Origin of the sequence: Lactococcus cremoris subsp. cremoris KW2, assembly GCF_000468955.1 — a bacterium.
GTDB classification, from domain to species: domain Bacteria; phylum Bacillota; class Bacilli; order Lactobacillales; family Streptococcaceae; genus Lactococcus; species Lactococcus cremoris.
Map to the genome: position 1 here is coordinate 1011831 of NC_022369.1, position 16789 is coordinate 1028619.

A 16789-nucleotide genomic window follows, 5' to 3' on the forward strand; every position below is an offset into this window, starting at 1 on the left:
GCTTTTGCTGATTTTTTTTATTGTCTTCGACCAATAATATAACGAAAGAGGGCAGCATATAGTAGCCAAAGAATGATACAGGCGCCAATAATCCAGACCCAAGCATCTTTTTGATGAGTGAGCGGAAGCGGAACATTCATTCCAAAAAAACCAGTAATGACGGCCAAACCAGCTAAAAGAACTGATACGATAGTTAAGGTCGTCATATTATCATTTAGATTATTATTAAGGACATTATTATAAGTTCCGGCCAACTGTTCAAGAATTTGTGCATTGAGCTGAGTCATACTTGCAAGCTGTTGGGCTTCGATTATCGCATCTTCAAGCTGTTCTTTTTCAGTTTCATTGAACTGTCTGTAAATACTTTTAGTTTTAAGCTGCTCAAGTAGTAAAGTATTTTGATTGGCACTAGACACAATGTAGAGCATTCCTGTTTCAATATCAGAAAGTGCGAGCAAATTTTTCTTGGTTGTTTTTTCACGCAATTTTTGATTAATTTCTTCTTTAGACTTATCAATTTTTTCCAAATAAGGAAAGAAAGCCTCGGAAATTAAAAATAAACTGATAAAAAGAAGTTGATAGACCGTTTGTGGCCTATTTTGTAAGCAATAACTTTTTATTTGATTAATTAAGTATTCATTTTCTGGATGATAGAGTGTAATTAATCGATTTTTTTGAGCTACAAAGGTAACGGGAACTGTCTTGTAATGAGCTTCTGACTTGAGTAAATCTAAACTATTAAAAATAAGCACAAAGTCTTGACTGTCAGGAATAAATTCTGTATGGGGACGTTCGTTTTTATCTTCGGCATATTGAAGTGTTTCTAGGTCAATGCCATAAGTAGCAAGCTCAGAAGTATTTCTAAGGTCCTCAACATTAAAAGAAAGCCAAGTGAGCTGATCATTTATTTTTATTTCTTGCATGATATTATCCTATTGTTCTAATAGAGCCATTTTAGCAAAATTGTAATTTTTGAGCAAATATATAAATATAATATTATTTGATAAATAAAAATATCATTAGACTTTTGATAGGACCTTCAAAATAATTATTTTAAAGAATACGTTTTTATATCTTGACAATCTTTAAAATTAAATGCTATACTTTAGCTACAATTTAATAAATCTTCAGGGCAGGGTGAAATTCCCTACCGGCGGTATAGCCCGCGAGCTGCTAGCAGCATGATTCGGTGAAACTCCGAGGCCGACAGTATAGTCTGGATGAAAGAAGATAAAAACCCATAATACTCATGATAGTATTATGTCTATTTAGCCTTAAACTCTGGAGTGAATCTATCTAATTCACTCCATTTTTGGTTTTTTTGAGCTGTTTTTTTGCTTGAATAAAATAGAAAATTATCCTAAGCCCTTGAAATATTATTTTGGGGCTTATTTTTTTTAGAAAGGATAAATGGATGGAAAATGATGAGCATTTTATGAATTTAGCAATCCTACTGGCTCGAAAAGGAGGGGGAAGCGTTAATCCAAATCCTCAAGTAGGAGCGATTATTGTCAATGATGGTCGAATTATTGGTCAAGGTTATCATGAGAAATATGGAGAAGCACATGCGGAAATCAATGCATTTAAATCTTGTATTGAATCACCGGAGGGGTCAACCATTTATGTGACCTTAGAACCTTGTGCCCACCAAGGCAAGCAACCGCCTTGTTTTGAAGCAATCATCAAAAATAAAGTGAAGCGTGTAGTCATTGGGAGTCTAGACCCCAATCCTTTAGTAGCTGGTAAGGGAATTGAAGCAATGAAAAAAGCTGGAATTGATGTTTCATTAAAAGTTCTAGAAAAAGAGTGCAAAGACTTAAATAAGATTTTTTTTCATTACGTCACTCAAAGAACCCCCTACGTCATGATGAAGTATGCGATGACTCTTGATGGAAAAATTGCGACTTATAAAGGTCAATCCAAATGGATTACAGGTGAAAAAGCAAGACAAAAGGTACATGAAGACCGTTCACGTTTCATGGCAATCATGATTGGTGTTGAAACACTTCTGAAAGATGACCCACAATTAACTGCCAGAATAAAAAATGGGATAAATCCAATTAGAATTATTTGTGATACTCAACTTCGAACCCCTCTTACGTCTAAGATTGTTTCTACTGCATTTGAAATTCCAACAATCATTGCTACCTCAAATGAAAACATTCAAAAACATCAAGCTTTTATTGAAGCCGGTTGCGAGATTTTACTAGTTTCTTCCATATCTGAACATTTGGATTTGAAAGATTTAATCACTAAGTTAGGAGAAAGAGAAATTGATAGTCTTATTTTAGAAGGGGGAGCAAGACTCAACGCCTCAGCATTAAAAGCAGGAATTGTTCAAAAAGTTCAAGCCTATATTGCCCCTAAAATATTTGGTGGGAAAGAAGCTCGAAGTCCTGTTGAAGGACAAGGAGTAGAGCATCCCAATCAAGCCTATTTACTAGACCGACCTCAAGTGGTCTATTTAGGAGAAGATATATTATTAGAAAGTGAGCTCATTTAATGTTTACAGGAATTATTGAGGAAATAGGAGAAGTAACTCAAATTCAAAAGAGAGATAAGTCGTCTAAATTAAGTATTCGAGCTTCCAACATCTTCGAAGATTTAAAACTTGGGGATTCTATCTCAACAAATGGTCTCTGTTTGACTGTTTCCGCATTTAATCATAAAGAATTTACAGCAGATGTTATGCCAGAGAGTTTCAAGCGTTCAAATTTAGGAGAATTAACAGTAGGAAGTAAAGTTAATTTAGAGCGAGCAGTGGCTCTAAATGGTCGATTTGGCGGACATATTGTTTCAGGGCATATTGATGGTACAGGAAAGATTTTATCAATCAAGAAGGAAGAAAATGCGGTTTGGTTTGAATTTCAAACAACTGTAGACTTAATGAAATATGTTGTTGAAAAAGGCTCTATTACGATTGATGGCATCAGTCTTACGGTGGCTCATGTGACTTCAAAATCTTTTAGTGTGTCAATAATTCCTCATACTATCAAAGAGACCATATTGTCTGCAAAGAAGGTTGGAGATAAAGTTAATTTGGAGAACGATATATTGGGTAAATATATCGAAAAATTACTTACTGGGAAAGATTCTTTTACAGGGTCTTCCTTGCTGACAAAGGATAAAATAATTGATTATGGATTTTAAGAGGAGATAAAATGTTTCAATATAATACAGTAGAAGAAGCCTTAACAGCCCTTAAAGCAGGTGAAATAATTATTGTCACTGATGATGAGAATAGAGAAAATGAAGGAGATCTGATTTGTGCAGCCGAAATGATTAGTCCAGAAAAGATAAATTTCATGGCCAGTCAGGCAAAGGGATTAATTTGTAGTCCGATGAGTGAAAAATATGCTAAGAGTCTGCATTTGTCAGCAATGACGGATAGAAATACAGACAACCACGGGACAGCTTTTACTGTTTCTGTCGATCATGTAGAGACAAGTACAGGGGTATCAGCCTTTGACCGTGCGCTGACTATTAGAAAACTTGCTGATGAAGAAAGTTCGGTCGAAGATTTTCGAAGACCTGGTCATGTCTTTCCTCTGATTGCAAAGAAAAATGGAGTCTTAGAACGCAATGGACACACAGAAGCAACAGTTGATTTGTTACGACTTGCTGGTCTAAAGGAAGTGGGAGTTTGTGTTGAAATAATGGCCGAAGATGGTAGCATGATGCGCACAGAAGAACTTCAAGAAAAAGCAAAAGAATGGGACTTGAATTTTATCACAATCAAGGCCATACAAGAATATCGAAAACAAAATGAACAACTGGTTGAGCAAGTTACCAGAGCGAAACTTCCAACAAAATATGGTTATTTTGAAATCTTTGGATTTGTCAATAAAATAAATGGTGAGCATCATGTCGCCCTAGTTAAGGGGGACATTGGAGAGGGAGAAGCAGTGCTTTGCCGAGTTCATTCGGAATGTTTGACTGGAGATGCTTTTGGCTCAATGAAATGTGATTGTGGTGAACAATTAGAACAAGCTCTAACACAGATAAATGTCGAGGGACGAGGGATTTTATTATATCTTCGGCAAGAAGGGCGAGGAATCGGTTTAATCAACAAACTTCGTGCATATTCACTTCAAGATGAGGGGCTTGATACAATTGAAGCAAATTTAGCCCTAGGTTTTGAAGAAGATACGCGTGAATACTCCATAGGTGCTCAAATTTTGAAAACACTTGGTGTGAAGTCTTTAAGATTAATGACTAATAACCCACAAAAAATCAATGATTTTTCAAAATATGGACTACCAGTTAAAGAAAGAGTTCCAATTCAAATTAAAGAAAATGAATTTGATCAGGATTATTTAAAAGTAAAGCAAAATAAAATGGGACATTTGTTCGATTAAAATAAAAAGAAAGCATGGATAGAAAAATGACAGTATTTGAGGGAAATTTAACAACAGGAAATGCCAAATATGGAATTGTAGTTGCACGTTTTAACGAATTCATCAACGCAAAACTCTTAGCAGGGGCCTTAGATGCTCTCAAAAGACATGGTGTTCAAGAAGAACAAATTGATATTGCTTGGGTGCCAGGAGCATTTGAAATTCCACTTATTGCGCAAAAAATGGCGAGTTCAGATAAATATGATGCCATTATCTGCTTAGGTACGGTGATTCGAGGTTCTACTTCACATTATGATTTTGTTTGTAGCGAGGTTTCTAAAGGGATTGCCCATGTTTCACTGAACTCAAATATCCCTGTTATGTTTGGAGTACTGACGACAGAGAATATTGAACAAGCGATTGAACGTTCAGGAACAAAAGCAGGAAATAAAGGATTTGAGGTAGCAGTTGGTGCGATTGAGATGGTTGATTTGATGGCTAAAATGTCTTAAGTTGTTTAAAATTTGAAATCAGACAAAATTCAAGAGTTCTGCAAAGAAAATCAATTAATAAAAAAAAAGGAAAGCTCTATATTGGCTCTCCTTTTATTTTTTATTAATACTTATTATATTTTCTAACCATTCAACATAGTTTTTGAGATAAAAATCTGGACCAATTATTTTTAAAGTTGTGCCAAAATTAGCTAAATATTGATAACCAAACTCATGATCTGGTAGAACAAGAGTGGTTTGATAATGATTTTTATCAACTTCTAGCAATTCACCTGTTTCAACTCCTTCAATTAATTTATCACGAGATTTTTTATGCACGATGACCTCTATTTTGCTTAAAGAAAAATTAAGATTTGGATTTGTATTATCAGCGGACTTAAAAGATTTTTGGTCAAACTCTTTTTCTAACAATGATATTGAAGTTATTCGAGAAAGTTTAAAGGTTCGAAAATCCCCCTTATCTAAACTATAGGAATAAAGATACCAACTAGTATTTTTATAATAAAGTTGATAGGGCTCTACTTTTCGCTCAGTTTGTTGACCATTCTGGTCAATATAGCTGATTTCTATTGTCTTAGAATGCTGAATGGCAAAAAATATTAACTTTTTTGCAGCGGAGAGAGCTTCATGAATCTCTTCAAAATCAATCAGAGTCTTAAGATTATTCATTTTATTTGGTAGTAAACTTTTCAGTTTGTCGATGGTTAAAGCTGTTTCTTTATCAGCCGTAAACTCAGAAAGTCCAGAAAGTGCAATCAAGATATTTTGAATATCAAATTCGGTAAGAAGTCGTTTGTTGAATTTGTAACTATCCATAATTCCAAATCCCCCTTTGGGACCTCGGGTAGTATAGATTGGGATGTGAGTTAAAATCAGACTATCCATATCCCGCAATATTGTTCTTTTACTTACGCTAAATCGTTGAGCAAGTGAATTCGCAGAAATCGTATCATTTTCTAATAACAACATAATAATATTGATTAATCGTTCTATTTTCATTTTTTTTCCTAAAAATATTTATTGATGACATACAGTTGTCGTCTATAATATATTATACTAGTTTTGTAAAATAAAAATAGATTTAAAGGAGGAGTGCAGCATGGAATATGGCTATAATGAACACTCAAAAGTATTTTTTGATTTAGTGATGGAAGGATTGAAGGGTGAAGTTAATGGAAGTAGCTTTTGGGAGGCAGTAGATGATAAGGCAATTTTTCATTTTAATTTTTCTTTCGCAGATTTCCCAAAGTCAATGAATAAAAAAGATTATCTGTCTTGGTTTGAAGATTATAGTGTTCCCTTAACCTCTGGGGACTTCTAGGGGTGTACAAGGATAAAAGCAAAGAAAGAGAGGTCATAACATTAGAATATAAAGTTTTAGTCAATAATGGCGCACAGACTGAAAGTTTTTGCTCAATCATATTTATTGAAAATAAAAAAATAGTTGAATGGCATGATTATATGAATATAAGGGAGTAAATTATCAGATTATGTTATTGAGGAGTTAAGGGAAAGTCTTTCAAAAAAGTTTTAAAAATGATGACAATAAACAGTTAGAGAGACTAATTTAATTAACGTCTTGAACTTATAGTGCTAGAAGGCAAGGCGTTATAAGTTTTTTAGTGCTAGAGGATTCATTGACTGACAGAAAGTATTTTTAAAGGAATTGTCTGATTTTGGGGGCTTTCTATTTCTGAAAAGGGCTAAAAGTCTATTTTATGATACTTATTGACCCTCGTTGACGCGGTGTGGTATAATTAAAATATGAAAAAATTACTGTCACTTGTAATTATCGTTGTTGGAATTATTGCTGACCAAGTTTTCAAAAATTGGGTTGTTGCTAATATTCAACTTGGAGATACAAAAAAAATTTGGCCAGATGTATTGAGCCTGACTTATATTAAAAATGATGGGGCTGCTTGGTCATCATTTTCTGGTCAACAATGGTTTTTCCTTGTTTTGACACCTATTGTACTCATTGTTGCACTATGGTTTTTGTGGAAAAAAATGGGACAAAATTGGTATTTTGCTGGCTTAACTTTGATTATTGCGGGAGCTTTAGGGAATTTTATTGACCGCGTTCGTCAAGGTTTTGTTGTCGATATGTTTCAAACAGAATTTATGAATTTTCCAATCTTTAATATCGCAGATATCTTACTATCTGTCGGTTTTGTTGTTCTATTTATTGCAATTTTGACGGACAAAGAAACAAAATAAGCTTTTTAAAAAACGAGTGACAGTAAGTAGCATTAAAACCTCTATGAAAAAGGAAAAATCGATTGCCTATAATAAAAATTACTGAAGAAAATAAAGATTTGCGTCTTGATAAAGCACTTGCAAATCAAACAGAGTACTCTCGAAGTTTACTGACAGAGCTTATAAAAAATGACAAAGTTTTTGTCAATAATGAAGCAAAAAAAGCAAAATATAAAGTGAAAACGGGAGATAGAATCGAATTTGAGATTCCGCAAGCCGAGGTCCTTGATGTTGTGGCTGAAGATTTACCCTTGGAAATTATTTATGAAGATTCAGATGTTGCAGTCGTCAATAAGCCACAAGGAATGGTCGTTCATCCTGCGGCAGGACATGCTTCTGGAACCTTAGTGAATGCAATTATGTATCATATAAAAGACCTTTCAAGTATCAATGGAGTCATTCGCCCGGGAATTGTACATCGGATTGATAAAGATACTAGTGGTCTTTTGATGATTGCTAAAAATGATAAAGCACATGAAAGTTTAGCTGCTCAATTAAAAGACAAGACTAGTAAACGTCGCTATTTAGCAATTGTCCATGGAGAGCTTGCCAATGATAAAGGGACAATTGAGGCCCCAATCGGTCGTAATCTTAAAGACAGAAAAAAACAAGCGGTTGTATCTGGTGGGAAGCCTGCTGTGACTCATTTCGAGGTTTTAGAACGTTTTGTTGGTTATACTTTAATTGCTTTACGCTTGGAAACTGGACGAACACATCAAATTCGAGTTCATATGCATTATATTGGTCATCCTGTTGCAGGTGACCCGCTCTATGGCCCGAATAAAACTCTAACACCCAATAAGGGTCAGTTTCTTCACGCAGAAACGCTAGGATTTGAACATCCAACAAGTGGAGAGCTTATGGAGTTTCAAGTTGATGCTCCTGACCTCTTCAAGGAACAATTAGAAAAACTCAGAGAACAAGGTTAAACTTGTTCTTTTTGTATTTTTCATTTAAAATTCATGCGAGTTTTATGATAAAATTTCTTTGTTTTTTCAGCAAATAAGTCAAGATTTAAAAGGCTTATATAGTATAATAAGAGTAGTAAGTGAGGGATTTTAATTTAGGGGAAATTAAGGAGGGGTTATGAATTTTTTTAGTCAGATATTGCATAATCAAATTCTACTGACAGCAATTGTGAGTTGGGCCTTAGCACAACTCATTAAAATAGGGATTGAGCTCATCCGAACTCATCGAATCAATTGGCAATTAATTTTTGCGACCGGAGGAATGCCTAGTTCTCACAGTTCATTAGTGGTAGCTTTGGCAACCGCAACGGGATTAAGACAAGGTTTTGATTCTCCTCTTTTTGCGATTGCAACTGTGTTAGCTTTTGTTGTTTTATATGATGCCCAAGGAATTAGACGGCAGGCAGGGAATCAAGCAAGAATTATCAATCGTATGTTGCAAAATGTTGAAAATGCTGGAATTAAAGTGGACAAGAATCTAAAGGAATTATTAGGACACACACCAATTCAAGTCGTTGGTGGAACTATTTTGGGGATAATTGTTGCACTAATAATGAATTAAAAAGAAAGACACAATCATAAAAAAAACTTAAAATTTGTTTTTATTGTACTTTTTAGATTCAAAGTTAAAAATGAGAATTTATCATTTGAAAATTAAGGTTATTATAAGAAACAAAGGCCAAGCTATGGTAAAATAGTAATATGAATAATATAGTATTTATTAAGTATAAAAAAAGATTCTGTCTTACTTTAATGATAGGGCTCTTTATTTTAATTAATGGGATTGCTGTCTCAATTACGAAGTCGTGGAATAGTGATCATATTATTGCACTTGTGTTAGGAAATCTTCTTTTAGTAGCAGCTTATTTTTATTTTATTGGGATTTTTAGATTATCAAAAAAACTTTTTGCTCCAAAAAATGAAATTGAAATCACTGACGAGTCTGTCAGTAAAATAGAAAGTAAATCTTTTTTGCTGACAGATTTGTCAGTAAAAAAATATTATCAAATAAGTTTTTGGGCAGTAGCGCTCGTGACCTTTATTTTGCCCTTTCTTTTTATGATTCATGTTCCTGATAGCAAGCATGCTTGGGATTACTTTGTCATTTTTAATTCTACAACAGAGTTGCATGGTCAGTCTTTTGGACTTCTCCCAGAAACAGCCTCACGTTTAGGTTACTTCCTGAGATATCCTAATAATCAATTTTTAGGAATCTTATTTAATCAGATTTTTTCTCCTTTTGCTGAGAATGTTCAGCTGAAAATGTGGGTTGTTACAGCCGTTTCTGCTTTGCTGACAAGTCTTGGTGTTCTAGCTGGAACTTTGAGTGTTAAAGCTTTAAGTGGGAAAAGACATGCCATTTTATATAATGTTTGTGCACTTGGTTTCTTACCTTTTTATGTATATGGCGCACAACTTTATAGTGATACGATTACTTTGCCTTTTGTATCTTTCGGATTGTTATTTTTCATTTATGCAATTAAATCAGACAAGTTAAATCGACAAATTCTCTGGTATTTCTTGGCTACTTTACTGACAGTTTTAGGTTATGAATTTAAACCGACTGTCTTAATTGTACTTATTGCTGCATTGGTTTTCTTAGGCCTTAATAAAAAGTGGAAGCAACTTTTACTTTTAATCCCTATGTTTGCTCTCTTATTTGTTGGGGGACATTTCATGGTCAAAGCAACAATTGAGACAGAGCCTGCTTTTTCACAGGAAGCAAATGAACGTCATAATCTCCCGATGATGCATTGGATTGCCATGTCTTGGGCGCCTAGCAATAAAACAGGGGGATTTAATAAAAAGATTCGTCAGTATTCTGAATCTTTCCCCACTTATGAGGCGAAAAAAGAGGCAGATAAACAACTTTTTATTGATAATATTAAGAAAATGGGACCTGCTGGTATTGTTAGACAAATAGGACGGAAATTGTCCTATACTTGGCTATATGGCGACTTGAATAGTGCTTTCTATACTAATCATCATGAAAATAAATTCATTAATCGTTACTTTGATTATCTCTCAGGGACTTCATTTTCTTTAGATGGACCGGGGAATATTACAGGTTGGTTTATGCTTAAAGCAGTTCAAACGCTGTATTGGATTGGCTTAGTTGTATTGCTTTGGCGACAAATTTGGCGGATTTTAAGTCGTAAGAAGAACTGGTCAAATCCTTGGTTTGTTCCAGCTTTAGCCTTTGTTGGATTGAGTTTTTTCCTTATTCTTTGGGAAACAAATTCACGTTATCTTTATCAATTTGCACCAGTAATGATTGCCTTAGCAAGTCTAGGTTTAATTGATAATCAATTTAAAAAGAAAAAAAGAGTTAAGGAGTGAATATGACTAAGATTCTTTATATGGTCGTGCCATGTTACAACGAAGAACTGGTACTTGATGAAACTTCCGAACGTCTCAAGGCCAAATACGAACAATTAATTTCGAATGATATCATTAGTCCAAAAAGTAGAATCGTTTATGTTAATGACGGATCAAAAGATAAAACTTGGGAAAAAATAAAAGAAAAACATGCAGAAAATTCAATGTTTAGCGGAATTAATCTTACAAGAAACCGCGGCCATCAGAATGCTTTGCTTGCTGGCCTATTGACGGTTAGAAATCTCGCAGATTGTGTTATCTCAATGGACGCTGATTTACAAGATGATATTAATGCTATTGATGAAATGCTCGAAAAATTTGAAAATGACGGCTGTGATGTTGTTTATGGAGTACGAGATAATCGTGAAACGGATACTATTTTCAAAAGAAGAACAGCAGGAGCTTTTTATAAATTGATGCAAGGATTGGGGAGTCAAAGTGTTCCTAACCATGCGGATTTTCGTTTAATGAGTCGTCGTGCTTTAGAAGGTTTAGCACAATTTCCTGAGCAAAATCTTTTTTTGCGAGGCATGGTTCCTTTAGTTGGCTACAAATCTGAGATTGTATACTATAAACGCGGCGAGCGTTTTGCCGGAGAAAGCAAATATCCTTTGAAGAAAATGATTAGTTTTGCTATCGACGGAATTACTTCTACCTCGGCAGCACCTATGCGTCTAATTTTTTGGATTGGCTTAATTTGGTTTATTTTGGCCATTGTAGGAGCAATTTATATCATTGCCCGTCATTTTGTCAATGGTTCTGATGTTGCTGGTTGGGCCTCAATCATGCTAGTTGTTGTTGGTTTTGGTGGAGCGAATTTGTTGGCCTTGGGTGTAATTGGTGAATATATCGGGAAAATTTTCCTTGAAGTTAAACAACGTCCGCGTTATTTAATTGAAGACTTCATTAACGAAGATTAATTTAAAAAATGATAAAATATCATTAATTATTCAGAAAAACCGTATGGTTTTTTTGTTTTAGGCTTGATATAATAAACTGGCAGTTAAAACTTAAATAAAGAAAGCTGTTAAAGAGAAAGGTGAGGAAATGACTTATCATGTATTAATTGTTGAAGATGAACCTAGTATTTCTGATTATGTTAAAAAAGAATTAGTCTTTGAAGATTATCAAGTATCAACAGCTTTTGATGGTCTTGCTGCCTTAGAGGTGTTTGAGCAAGCAAAACCAGCGGTAGATGTCGTCTTGCTTGATTGGATGATTCCCAAATTAGATGGTTTGACCGTCTTACGACGCATGAAGAAAATTCAGCCCAATACACCGATTATATTTCTAACGGCGCGTGATTATATTGGTGATAAAGTTGCTGGTTTAGATGCTGGGGCGGACGATTATATCACTAAACCCTTTGAAATTGAAGAACTTTTAGCTCGTCTGAGACTTATCTTTAGAAAGTGGTCAACTTCTCGCTCAAAAGTATATGAACTTGATTATCTAAAGGTAGATTTAACGGCTCATACAACGGAAGTAGCGGGAAAAACAGTGAATTTGACTCAAAGAGAATTTGCTTTGTTAAGTTATTTTTTAGAACATCGTGGTATAGTGGTTAGCCGAGCAGATATTTTGGATGATGTTTGGGGAATGGATTTTGATGGTCAGGAAAATACAGTAGATGCCTATGTGCGTTATCTGCGTGCTAAAATTGATCTTCCAAATCATAAATCTCTGATTGAAACAGTTCGTGGAGTAGGCTATCGCTTGAATGGCGAAGGTTGAAAAATGAAAAGAGGTAGACCATGGAAAAAGTAAAAAACAAAGAAGAATTATTGGATGTCAGCTTTAACGCCATGCTTCTTGGGAAAAGTATTTTTGCATTCGTTGAATTTTTATCTGGTTTACTTTTGATTTTTATTCCACTTGATTTGATAAAATCAACAATTCAACATTTAGCGGCATCGATTGCTTTTGCTCCACTTTCAAGCATGATTACAAATTCAGGAGAGAGATTGACAAGTGATGCGACTCTATTTGCTGTTATTTATCTACTCCTACATGGTGCCTTAAAATTGGTGACGCTCGCTTTGCTCTGGCGCAAGATTTTATGGTCATACCCTTTATCAATCGTGCTTTTGGTTGGTTTTATCACTTATCAAATGTTCGAATTTTTCAATCATGGGTCGATTTCAATGCTTGTCTTGTGTGTGGTTGACTTGGTAATGATTGCCTTGACTTTATTAGAATATCGAAAATTGAAGGCACAACTTTCAAAGGGGCAATCATATTCATCTCTAAAAAATATTAAAATAAACTAACGAATGAAAAAAACAGAATCTAAAACAAGTGCCAATATCATCACAGCAACTTTTGTCCGTATATTTTTGATTTTTACACTCCTTGTTACGATAATTGTCTCAGGAATTGTTGCTTTTACAAGTTTACAAATCCGAGAGAGTGAGGGGACGTCTCTGATTTCTTCGGTACAAGAAGCGGCAGAAAATGGTAATGTAAACTGGGATGAATTTAAACTGGATAGTGAAAAAGATGAAAAATCTACTTTTGTTAGACTAACAAGGGCTTCTGGAGATATTGATGAAAGTCATGGCACATCACATTTTTTAAAGTCACGGCTTTCTTGGGGCAATTTTAGTTTGTCAAAAGATGTTATCTTTTGGTATAGCTCAGAAACGGCCAAAAATGGGAATAAAGTAGAATTATGGTTAAACATAAATATTGTTGTAAAATCAATGATAAGGGCGATATTAGTCATTGTCGCTGTCATGATTATTCTCTTTTTTATCGCTCTAATTTTAATTCGAAAGGCCGCAAATACAATTAGCCAGCCTTTGACTGATATGATGTTAGCGACTGATGAAAAAGAAGTTAAACAATTACCAGTCAGTAAAAATCCAATTGAGGTTCGTCAGCTAAGTCAAAGTTTTAATCGCTTATTAAACAGATTAAATCAAAAAATTGAGAATGAGCAGCAGTTTGTTTCGGATGCTTCACATGAACTGAGGACGCCCGTTGCTGCAATTCGTGGACATGTCACTTTATTAAAAAGAAGATGGCATGAGCATCCCGAAATTATTGATGACTCACTTTCTTATATTGATGAAGAGTCCCTGAGAATGAAAGGGCTCATTGAAAATTTACTGACAATTTCTCGGGGAAATCATTTGGAAGTAAATAAAGAAAAATTTAACTTGACTGAATTTACTGACAAAGTGGTCAGTGAAATTCAACCTGCTTTGAGCCAAAAAATTACATTTAATGGAAAAAGCGAGATTTTTGTCAGGGCTGATAAAATGTCACTTTATAAAATCATCATTGTTTTTATTGAAAATGCTGGAAAATATTCACCCCAAGATTCAGAAATTAAAGTAAAAATTAGTTCTGAAAATCATCAAGTTGAGCTGCAAGTTGCTGATGAAGGAGTGGGTATTCCAGAAGAAGAAAAAATTAATATTTTTGAACGATTTTATCGCATTGATAAATCCCGTTCAAGTGAAATTCCTGGCACAGGTCTTGGGCTTGCGATTGCTAAACAATATGCGCAATTAAACCATGCTGAAGTCTTTGTCACAAACAATACTCCGAAAGGATCAATTTTTCATCTCCTCATGGAGTCTATAGAAAACTAAACTTATATTATGAATAAAAAAAATTACTATATTTTGGGTACTTTGACGACCCTCGCCTTTTTAATTTTAACTGTACTTGTGAAAATATATTATACACACGCTCCTCTCCCGTTTGATTCTCCGATTCAAAACTGGGCTTTTCACTTACAAAGTTCTTCGGGACTCACATTCTTTTTTTCTCACATGACAAATATTTTTGGGGATAAGGGTGGTATAATTGTAGCCGTCTTACTTGCTTTGGTTCTCTATTTGATATTTAAAGAAAAGAAAGCAACGATTTGGTTTGCTACAATGGTCATATCAAGTTTGCTTATCAACACAGCGATTAAGATGATTATTGGGCGTGACCGTCCAGAAATTCATCGTCTAGCTGCTTTTGCGAATGAAGCTGGAAAAAGTTTTCCGAGTGGTCACTCTATATTTGCAACAATTATTTTTGGAAGTATTTTCTTTATTTGTCTTAGAAAATTAAAAAATAAATCTTCTAAGATTGCCTTAGGAATTCTCTGCTTGATATTGATTGCAACAGTCATGTTTTCAAGAATTTTTGTAGGGGTCCATTATCCGAGTGATACAATTGGTGGTTTCCTAGAAGGAATGAGTCTATTGTTGTTCACTTATCCGACATTTATTAAATACCAAGAAGCAGCTAAAAAAGCCAATTAATTATTAATTGGCTTTTATTATTGTTGCAATTCAGATTATACCAATTTTCGTTTCTTAGATAAAATTAGATTATTTTTCCTTGACATGAACCGAAAAGTGTATTATAATGCTATTTATAAATAAAAAATTAGAAAATAATTAACTATACCAATTTAATTGGTGAGTTAAGTGGAGCTTTATTATGTGTGGGATTGTTGGTGTTGTAGGTAGCAAAAATGCAACTGATATTTTGATGCAAGGACTTGAAAAACTCGAATATCGTGGATACGATTCAGCAGGAATTTTTGTAAATGGTCAAAAAACGGCTGCAAAATTAGTTAAATCAGTGGGACGTATTGCAGATTTAAGAGCTAAGCTTGGGATTGATGTTTCGGGGACAAGTGGGATTGGACATACCCGTTGGGCAACTCATGGAAAACCAACAGAAGACAACGCTCATCCTCATACTTCAAGTTCTGGTCGTTTCGTTTTGGTTCATAATGGGGTCATTGAAAACTTTGTAGAACTTAAAAATGAATTTTTGATGAATGACAGCTTTAAAGGACAAACTGATACTGAAATTGCTGTTCACTTAATTGCTAAGTTTGTAGAAGAAGAAAATTTGACAACTCTTGAAGCGTTCAAAAAAGCTTTGAAATTAATTCAAGGATCATATGCTTTCGCGCTCATGGACAGAGAAGATGCAGATTTAATCTATGTAGCAAAAAATAAATCTCCACTCCTCATTGGACTTGGCGATGGTTATAATATGGTTTGTTCAGACGCAATGGCAATGATTCGTGAAACATCAGAATTTATGGAAATTCATGATAAAGAGCTAGTTGTTTTGACAAAAGATAAGGTTGAAGTGATGGACTATGAAGGTCAAATAATTTCACGCGATTCTTATACTGCTGAACTTGATTTGTCAGATATTGGAAAAGGAACTTATCCATTCTATATGCTTAAAGAGATTGATGAACAACCAGCTGTCATGCGTAAACTGATTGCGACTTATACCAATGGAGATGGCACGATGAAAGTTGATCAAGACATTATCAAAGGTATTCAAGAAGCAGACCGTATCTATATTATTGCTGCTGGTACCTCTTATCATGCTGGTTTTGGTGCGAAAATGATGCTTGAAGCACTTACGGATACTCCTGTTGAACTTGGTCTTGCATCAGAGTGGGGCTATGATATGCCATTATTGAGCAAAAAACCATTCTTTATCTTCCTTTCACAATCTGGGGAAACAGCAGATAGTCGCCAAGTTTTAGTAAAAGTAAATGAATTAGGACTTCCTAGCTTAACTGTTACAAATGTTCCGGGCTCTACCTTGTCTCGCGAAGCGACTTACACAATGTTAATTGGAGCTGGTCCTGAAATTGCGGTAGCTTCAACAAAAGCTTATACTGGTCAGATTGCAACTTTGGCTTTTCTTGCCAAGGCAGTTGGGGAAGCAGAGGGTCAAGCAAAAGCTAAAGACTTTGATTTGGTTAAAGAACTCTCTTTAGTGGCTCAATCTATTGAGTCTACTTTATCTGAAAAAGATGAGATTGCGGCTATTGTATCAGAACTATTACCAACAACGCGCAGCGCCTTTTATATTGGTCGTAAACAAGACTATTATGTTGCAATGGAAGCTTCGCTTAAATTAAAAGAAATTTCTTATATCCAATGTGAAGGATTTGCAGCTGGAGAATTAAAACATGGAACGATTTCATTGATTGAAAAAGGGACTCCAGTTCTTGCTTTGATTTCTAATAATGAAGAAGTAGCAGCCCATACTCGTGGTAATGTGATGGAAACTGTGGCGCGTGGTGCCTCAGCAATTACAATCGTTGAAGAAGGAGTGGCACGTGAAGATGATACAATTGTAATCAATCAAGTTCACCCTTATTTGTCAGCAATTTCAATGGTTATCCCAACACAATTGATTGCTTACTATGCCTCAATGCAACGTGGTCTTGACGTTGATAAACCCCGTAATTTGGCTAAAGCAGTAACAGTAGAATAAAAATTTACTGACAGAAAGGTCAGTAATAAAATATAAAAAAGTTCTGATTCTGTCAGAACTTTTTTATATTTTT

The 16789-nt window shown here is 34.7% G+C and carries 17 protein-coding genes and 1 riboswitch; of the genes, 15 read left to right on the forward strand and 2 right to left on the reverse strand.

From position 1 onward, the window contains the following. Nucleotides 1–17: 17 nt before the first annotated feature. Complete coding sequence (locus KW2_RS04895; RefSeq protein ID WP_011835375.1) at nt 18–923, reverse strand: magnesium transporter CorA family protein; 906 nt, start codon at nt 921–923, stop codon at nt 18–20. A 196-nt stretch (nt 924–1119) separates the two neighbouring features. Further along, a riboswitch (FMN riboswitch) is annotated at nt 1120–1236 on the forward strand. Between the two features lie 178 nt (nt 1237–1414). Between KW2_RS04895 and ribD the strand changes: the two genes are divergently transcribed. Genes ribD through ribH form a run of 4 tightly spaced genes read left to right on the forward strand, consistent with a single transcriptional unit; the run spans nt 1415 to nt 4849 of the window. Beyond that, nucleotides 1415–2503 carry a bifunctional diaminohydroxyphosphoribosylaminopyrimidine deaminase/5-amino-6-(5-phosphoribosylamino)uracil reductase RibD gene (gene ribD, locus KW2_RS04900; protein WP_021037114.1) on the forward strand — a complete coding sequence of 363 codons (1089 nt, stop codon included), beginning with the start codon at nt 1415–1417 and terminating at the stop codon, nt 2501–2503. After that, nucleotides 2503–3150, forward strand: a complete 648-nt coding sequence (ribE, locus tag KW2_RS04905; RefSeq protein WP_021037115.1) for a riboflavin synthase — start codon at nt 2503–2505, stop codon at nt 3148–3150. Before ribD ends, ribE begins: the two co-directional genes overlap by 1 nt. Before the next feature lie 11 nt (nt 3151–3161). After that, entirely contained in the window at nt 3162–4358 is a 1197-nt protein-coding gene (locus tag KW2_RS04910) for a bifunctional 3,4-dihydroxy-2-butanone-4-phosphate synthase/GTP cyclohydrolase II (protein WP_021037116.1), read from the forward strand. Nucleotides 4359–4384: 26 nt separating this feature from the next. Next, on the forward strand, nt 4385–4849 hold the full coding sequence (ribH, locus tag KW2_RS04915) for a 6,7-dimethyl-8-ribityllumazine synthase (protein WP_011835371.1): 465 nt from the start codon (nt 4385–4387) through the stop codon (nt 4847–4849). 93 nt (nt 4850–4942) lie between these two features. On the opposite strand, the gene KW2_RS04920 is transcribed toward ribH, so the two are convergent. Next, entirely contained in the window at nt 4943–5848 is a 906-nt protein-coding gene (locus KW2_RS04920) for a helix-turn-helix transcriptional regulator (RefSeq protein WP_021037117.1), read from the reverse strand. 100 nt (nt 5849–5948) lie between these two features. Here KW2_RS04920 and KW2_RS12250 point away from each other — a divergent pair, with 100 nt between their 5' ends. The 11 genes from KW2_RS12250 to glmS all read left to right on the forward strand — a co-directional run bounded on the left by KW2_RS12250 (nt 5949) and on the right by glmS (nt 16716). After that, entirely contained in the window at nt 5949–6170 is a 222-nt protein-coding gene (locus tag KW2_RS12250) for a hypothetical protein (protein ID WP_021037118.1), read from the forward strand. Between the two features lie 443 nt (nt 6171–6613). Then, complete coding sequence (lspA, locus tag KW2_RS04930) at nt 6614–7066, forward strand: signal peptidase II (protein WP_021037119.1); 453 nt, start codon at nt 6614–6616, stop codon at nt 7064–7066. 62 nt (nt 7067–7128) lie between these two features. Further along, the gene (locus KW2_RS04935; RefSeq protein WP_021037120.1) at nt 7129–8034 is read left to right on the forward strand and encodes an RluA family pseudouridine synthase; all 906 of its coding nucleotides are present in this window, start codon (nt 7129–7131) and stop codon (nt 8032–8034) included. A 157-nt stretch (nt 8035–8191) separates the two neighbouring features. Further along, a complete protein-coding gene (locus tag KW2_RS04940) occupies nt 8192–8635 on the forward strand; it encodes a divergent PAP2 family protein (protein ID WP_021037121.1) in 444 nt (147 codons plus the stop codon). Nucleotides 8636–8775: 140 nt separating this feature from the next. Next, nucleotides 8776–10413 carry a glycosyltransferase family 39 protein gene (locus tag KW2_RS04945; RefSeq protein WP_051303729.1) on the forward strand — a complete coding sequence of 546 codons (1638 nt, stop codon included), beginning with the start codon at nt 8776–8778 and terminating at the stop codon, nt 10411–10413. 2 nt (nt 10414–10415) lie between these two features. Further along, a complete protein-coding gene (locus tag KW2_RS04950) occupies nt 10416–11372 on the forward strand; it encodes a glycosyltransferase family 2 protein (RefSeq protein WP_011835363.1) in 957 nt (318 codons plus the stop codon). 127 nt (nt 11373–11499) lie between these two features. Beyond that, entirely contained in the window at nt 11500–12186 is a 687-nt protein-coding gene (locus KW2_RS04955; RefSeq protein WP_021037123.1) for a response regulator transcription factor, read from the forward strand. A gap of 20 nt (nt 12187–12206) precedes the next feature. Beyond that, nucleotides 12207–12722, forward strand: a complete 516-nt coding sequence (locus KW2_RS04960; RefSeq protein ID WP_021037124.1) for a DUF2127 domain-containing protein — start codon at nt 12207–12209, stop codon at nt 12720–12722. Nucleotides 12723–12725: 3 nt separating this feature from the next. After that, a complete protein-coding gene (locus KW2_RS04965; protein ID WP_021037125.1) occupies nt 12726–14051 on the forward strand; it encodes an ATP-binding protein in 1326 nt (441 codons plus the stop codon). 9 nt (nt 14052–14060) lie between these two features. After that, nucleotides 14061–14717 (forward strand): phosphatase PAP2 family protein, encoded by a 657-nt coding sequence (locus KW2_RS04970; protein ID WP_021037126.1) that lies wholly within the window; start codon nt 14061–14063, stop codon nt 14715–14717. 181 nt (nt 14718–14898) lie between these two features. Next, the gene (gene glmS / locus KW2_RS04975; protein ID WP_021037127.1) at nt 14899–16716 is read left to right on the forward strand and encodes a glutamine--fructose-6-phosphate transaminase (isomerizing); all 1818 of its coding nucleotides are present in this window, start codon (nt 14899–14901) and stop codon (nt 16714–16716) included. The last annotated feature ends 73 nt before the right edge of the window (nt 16717–16789 follow it).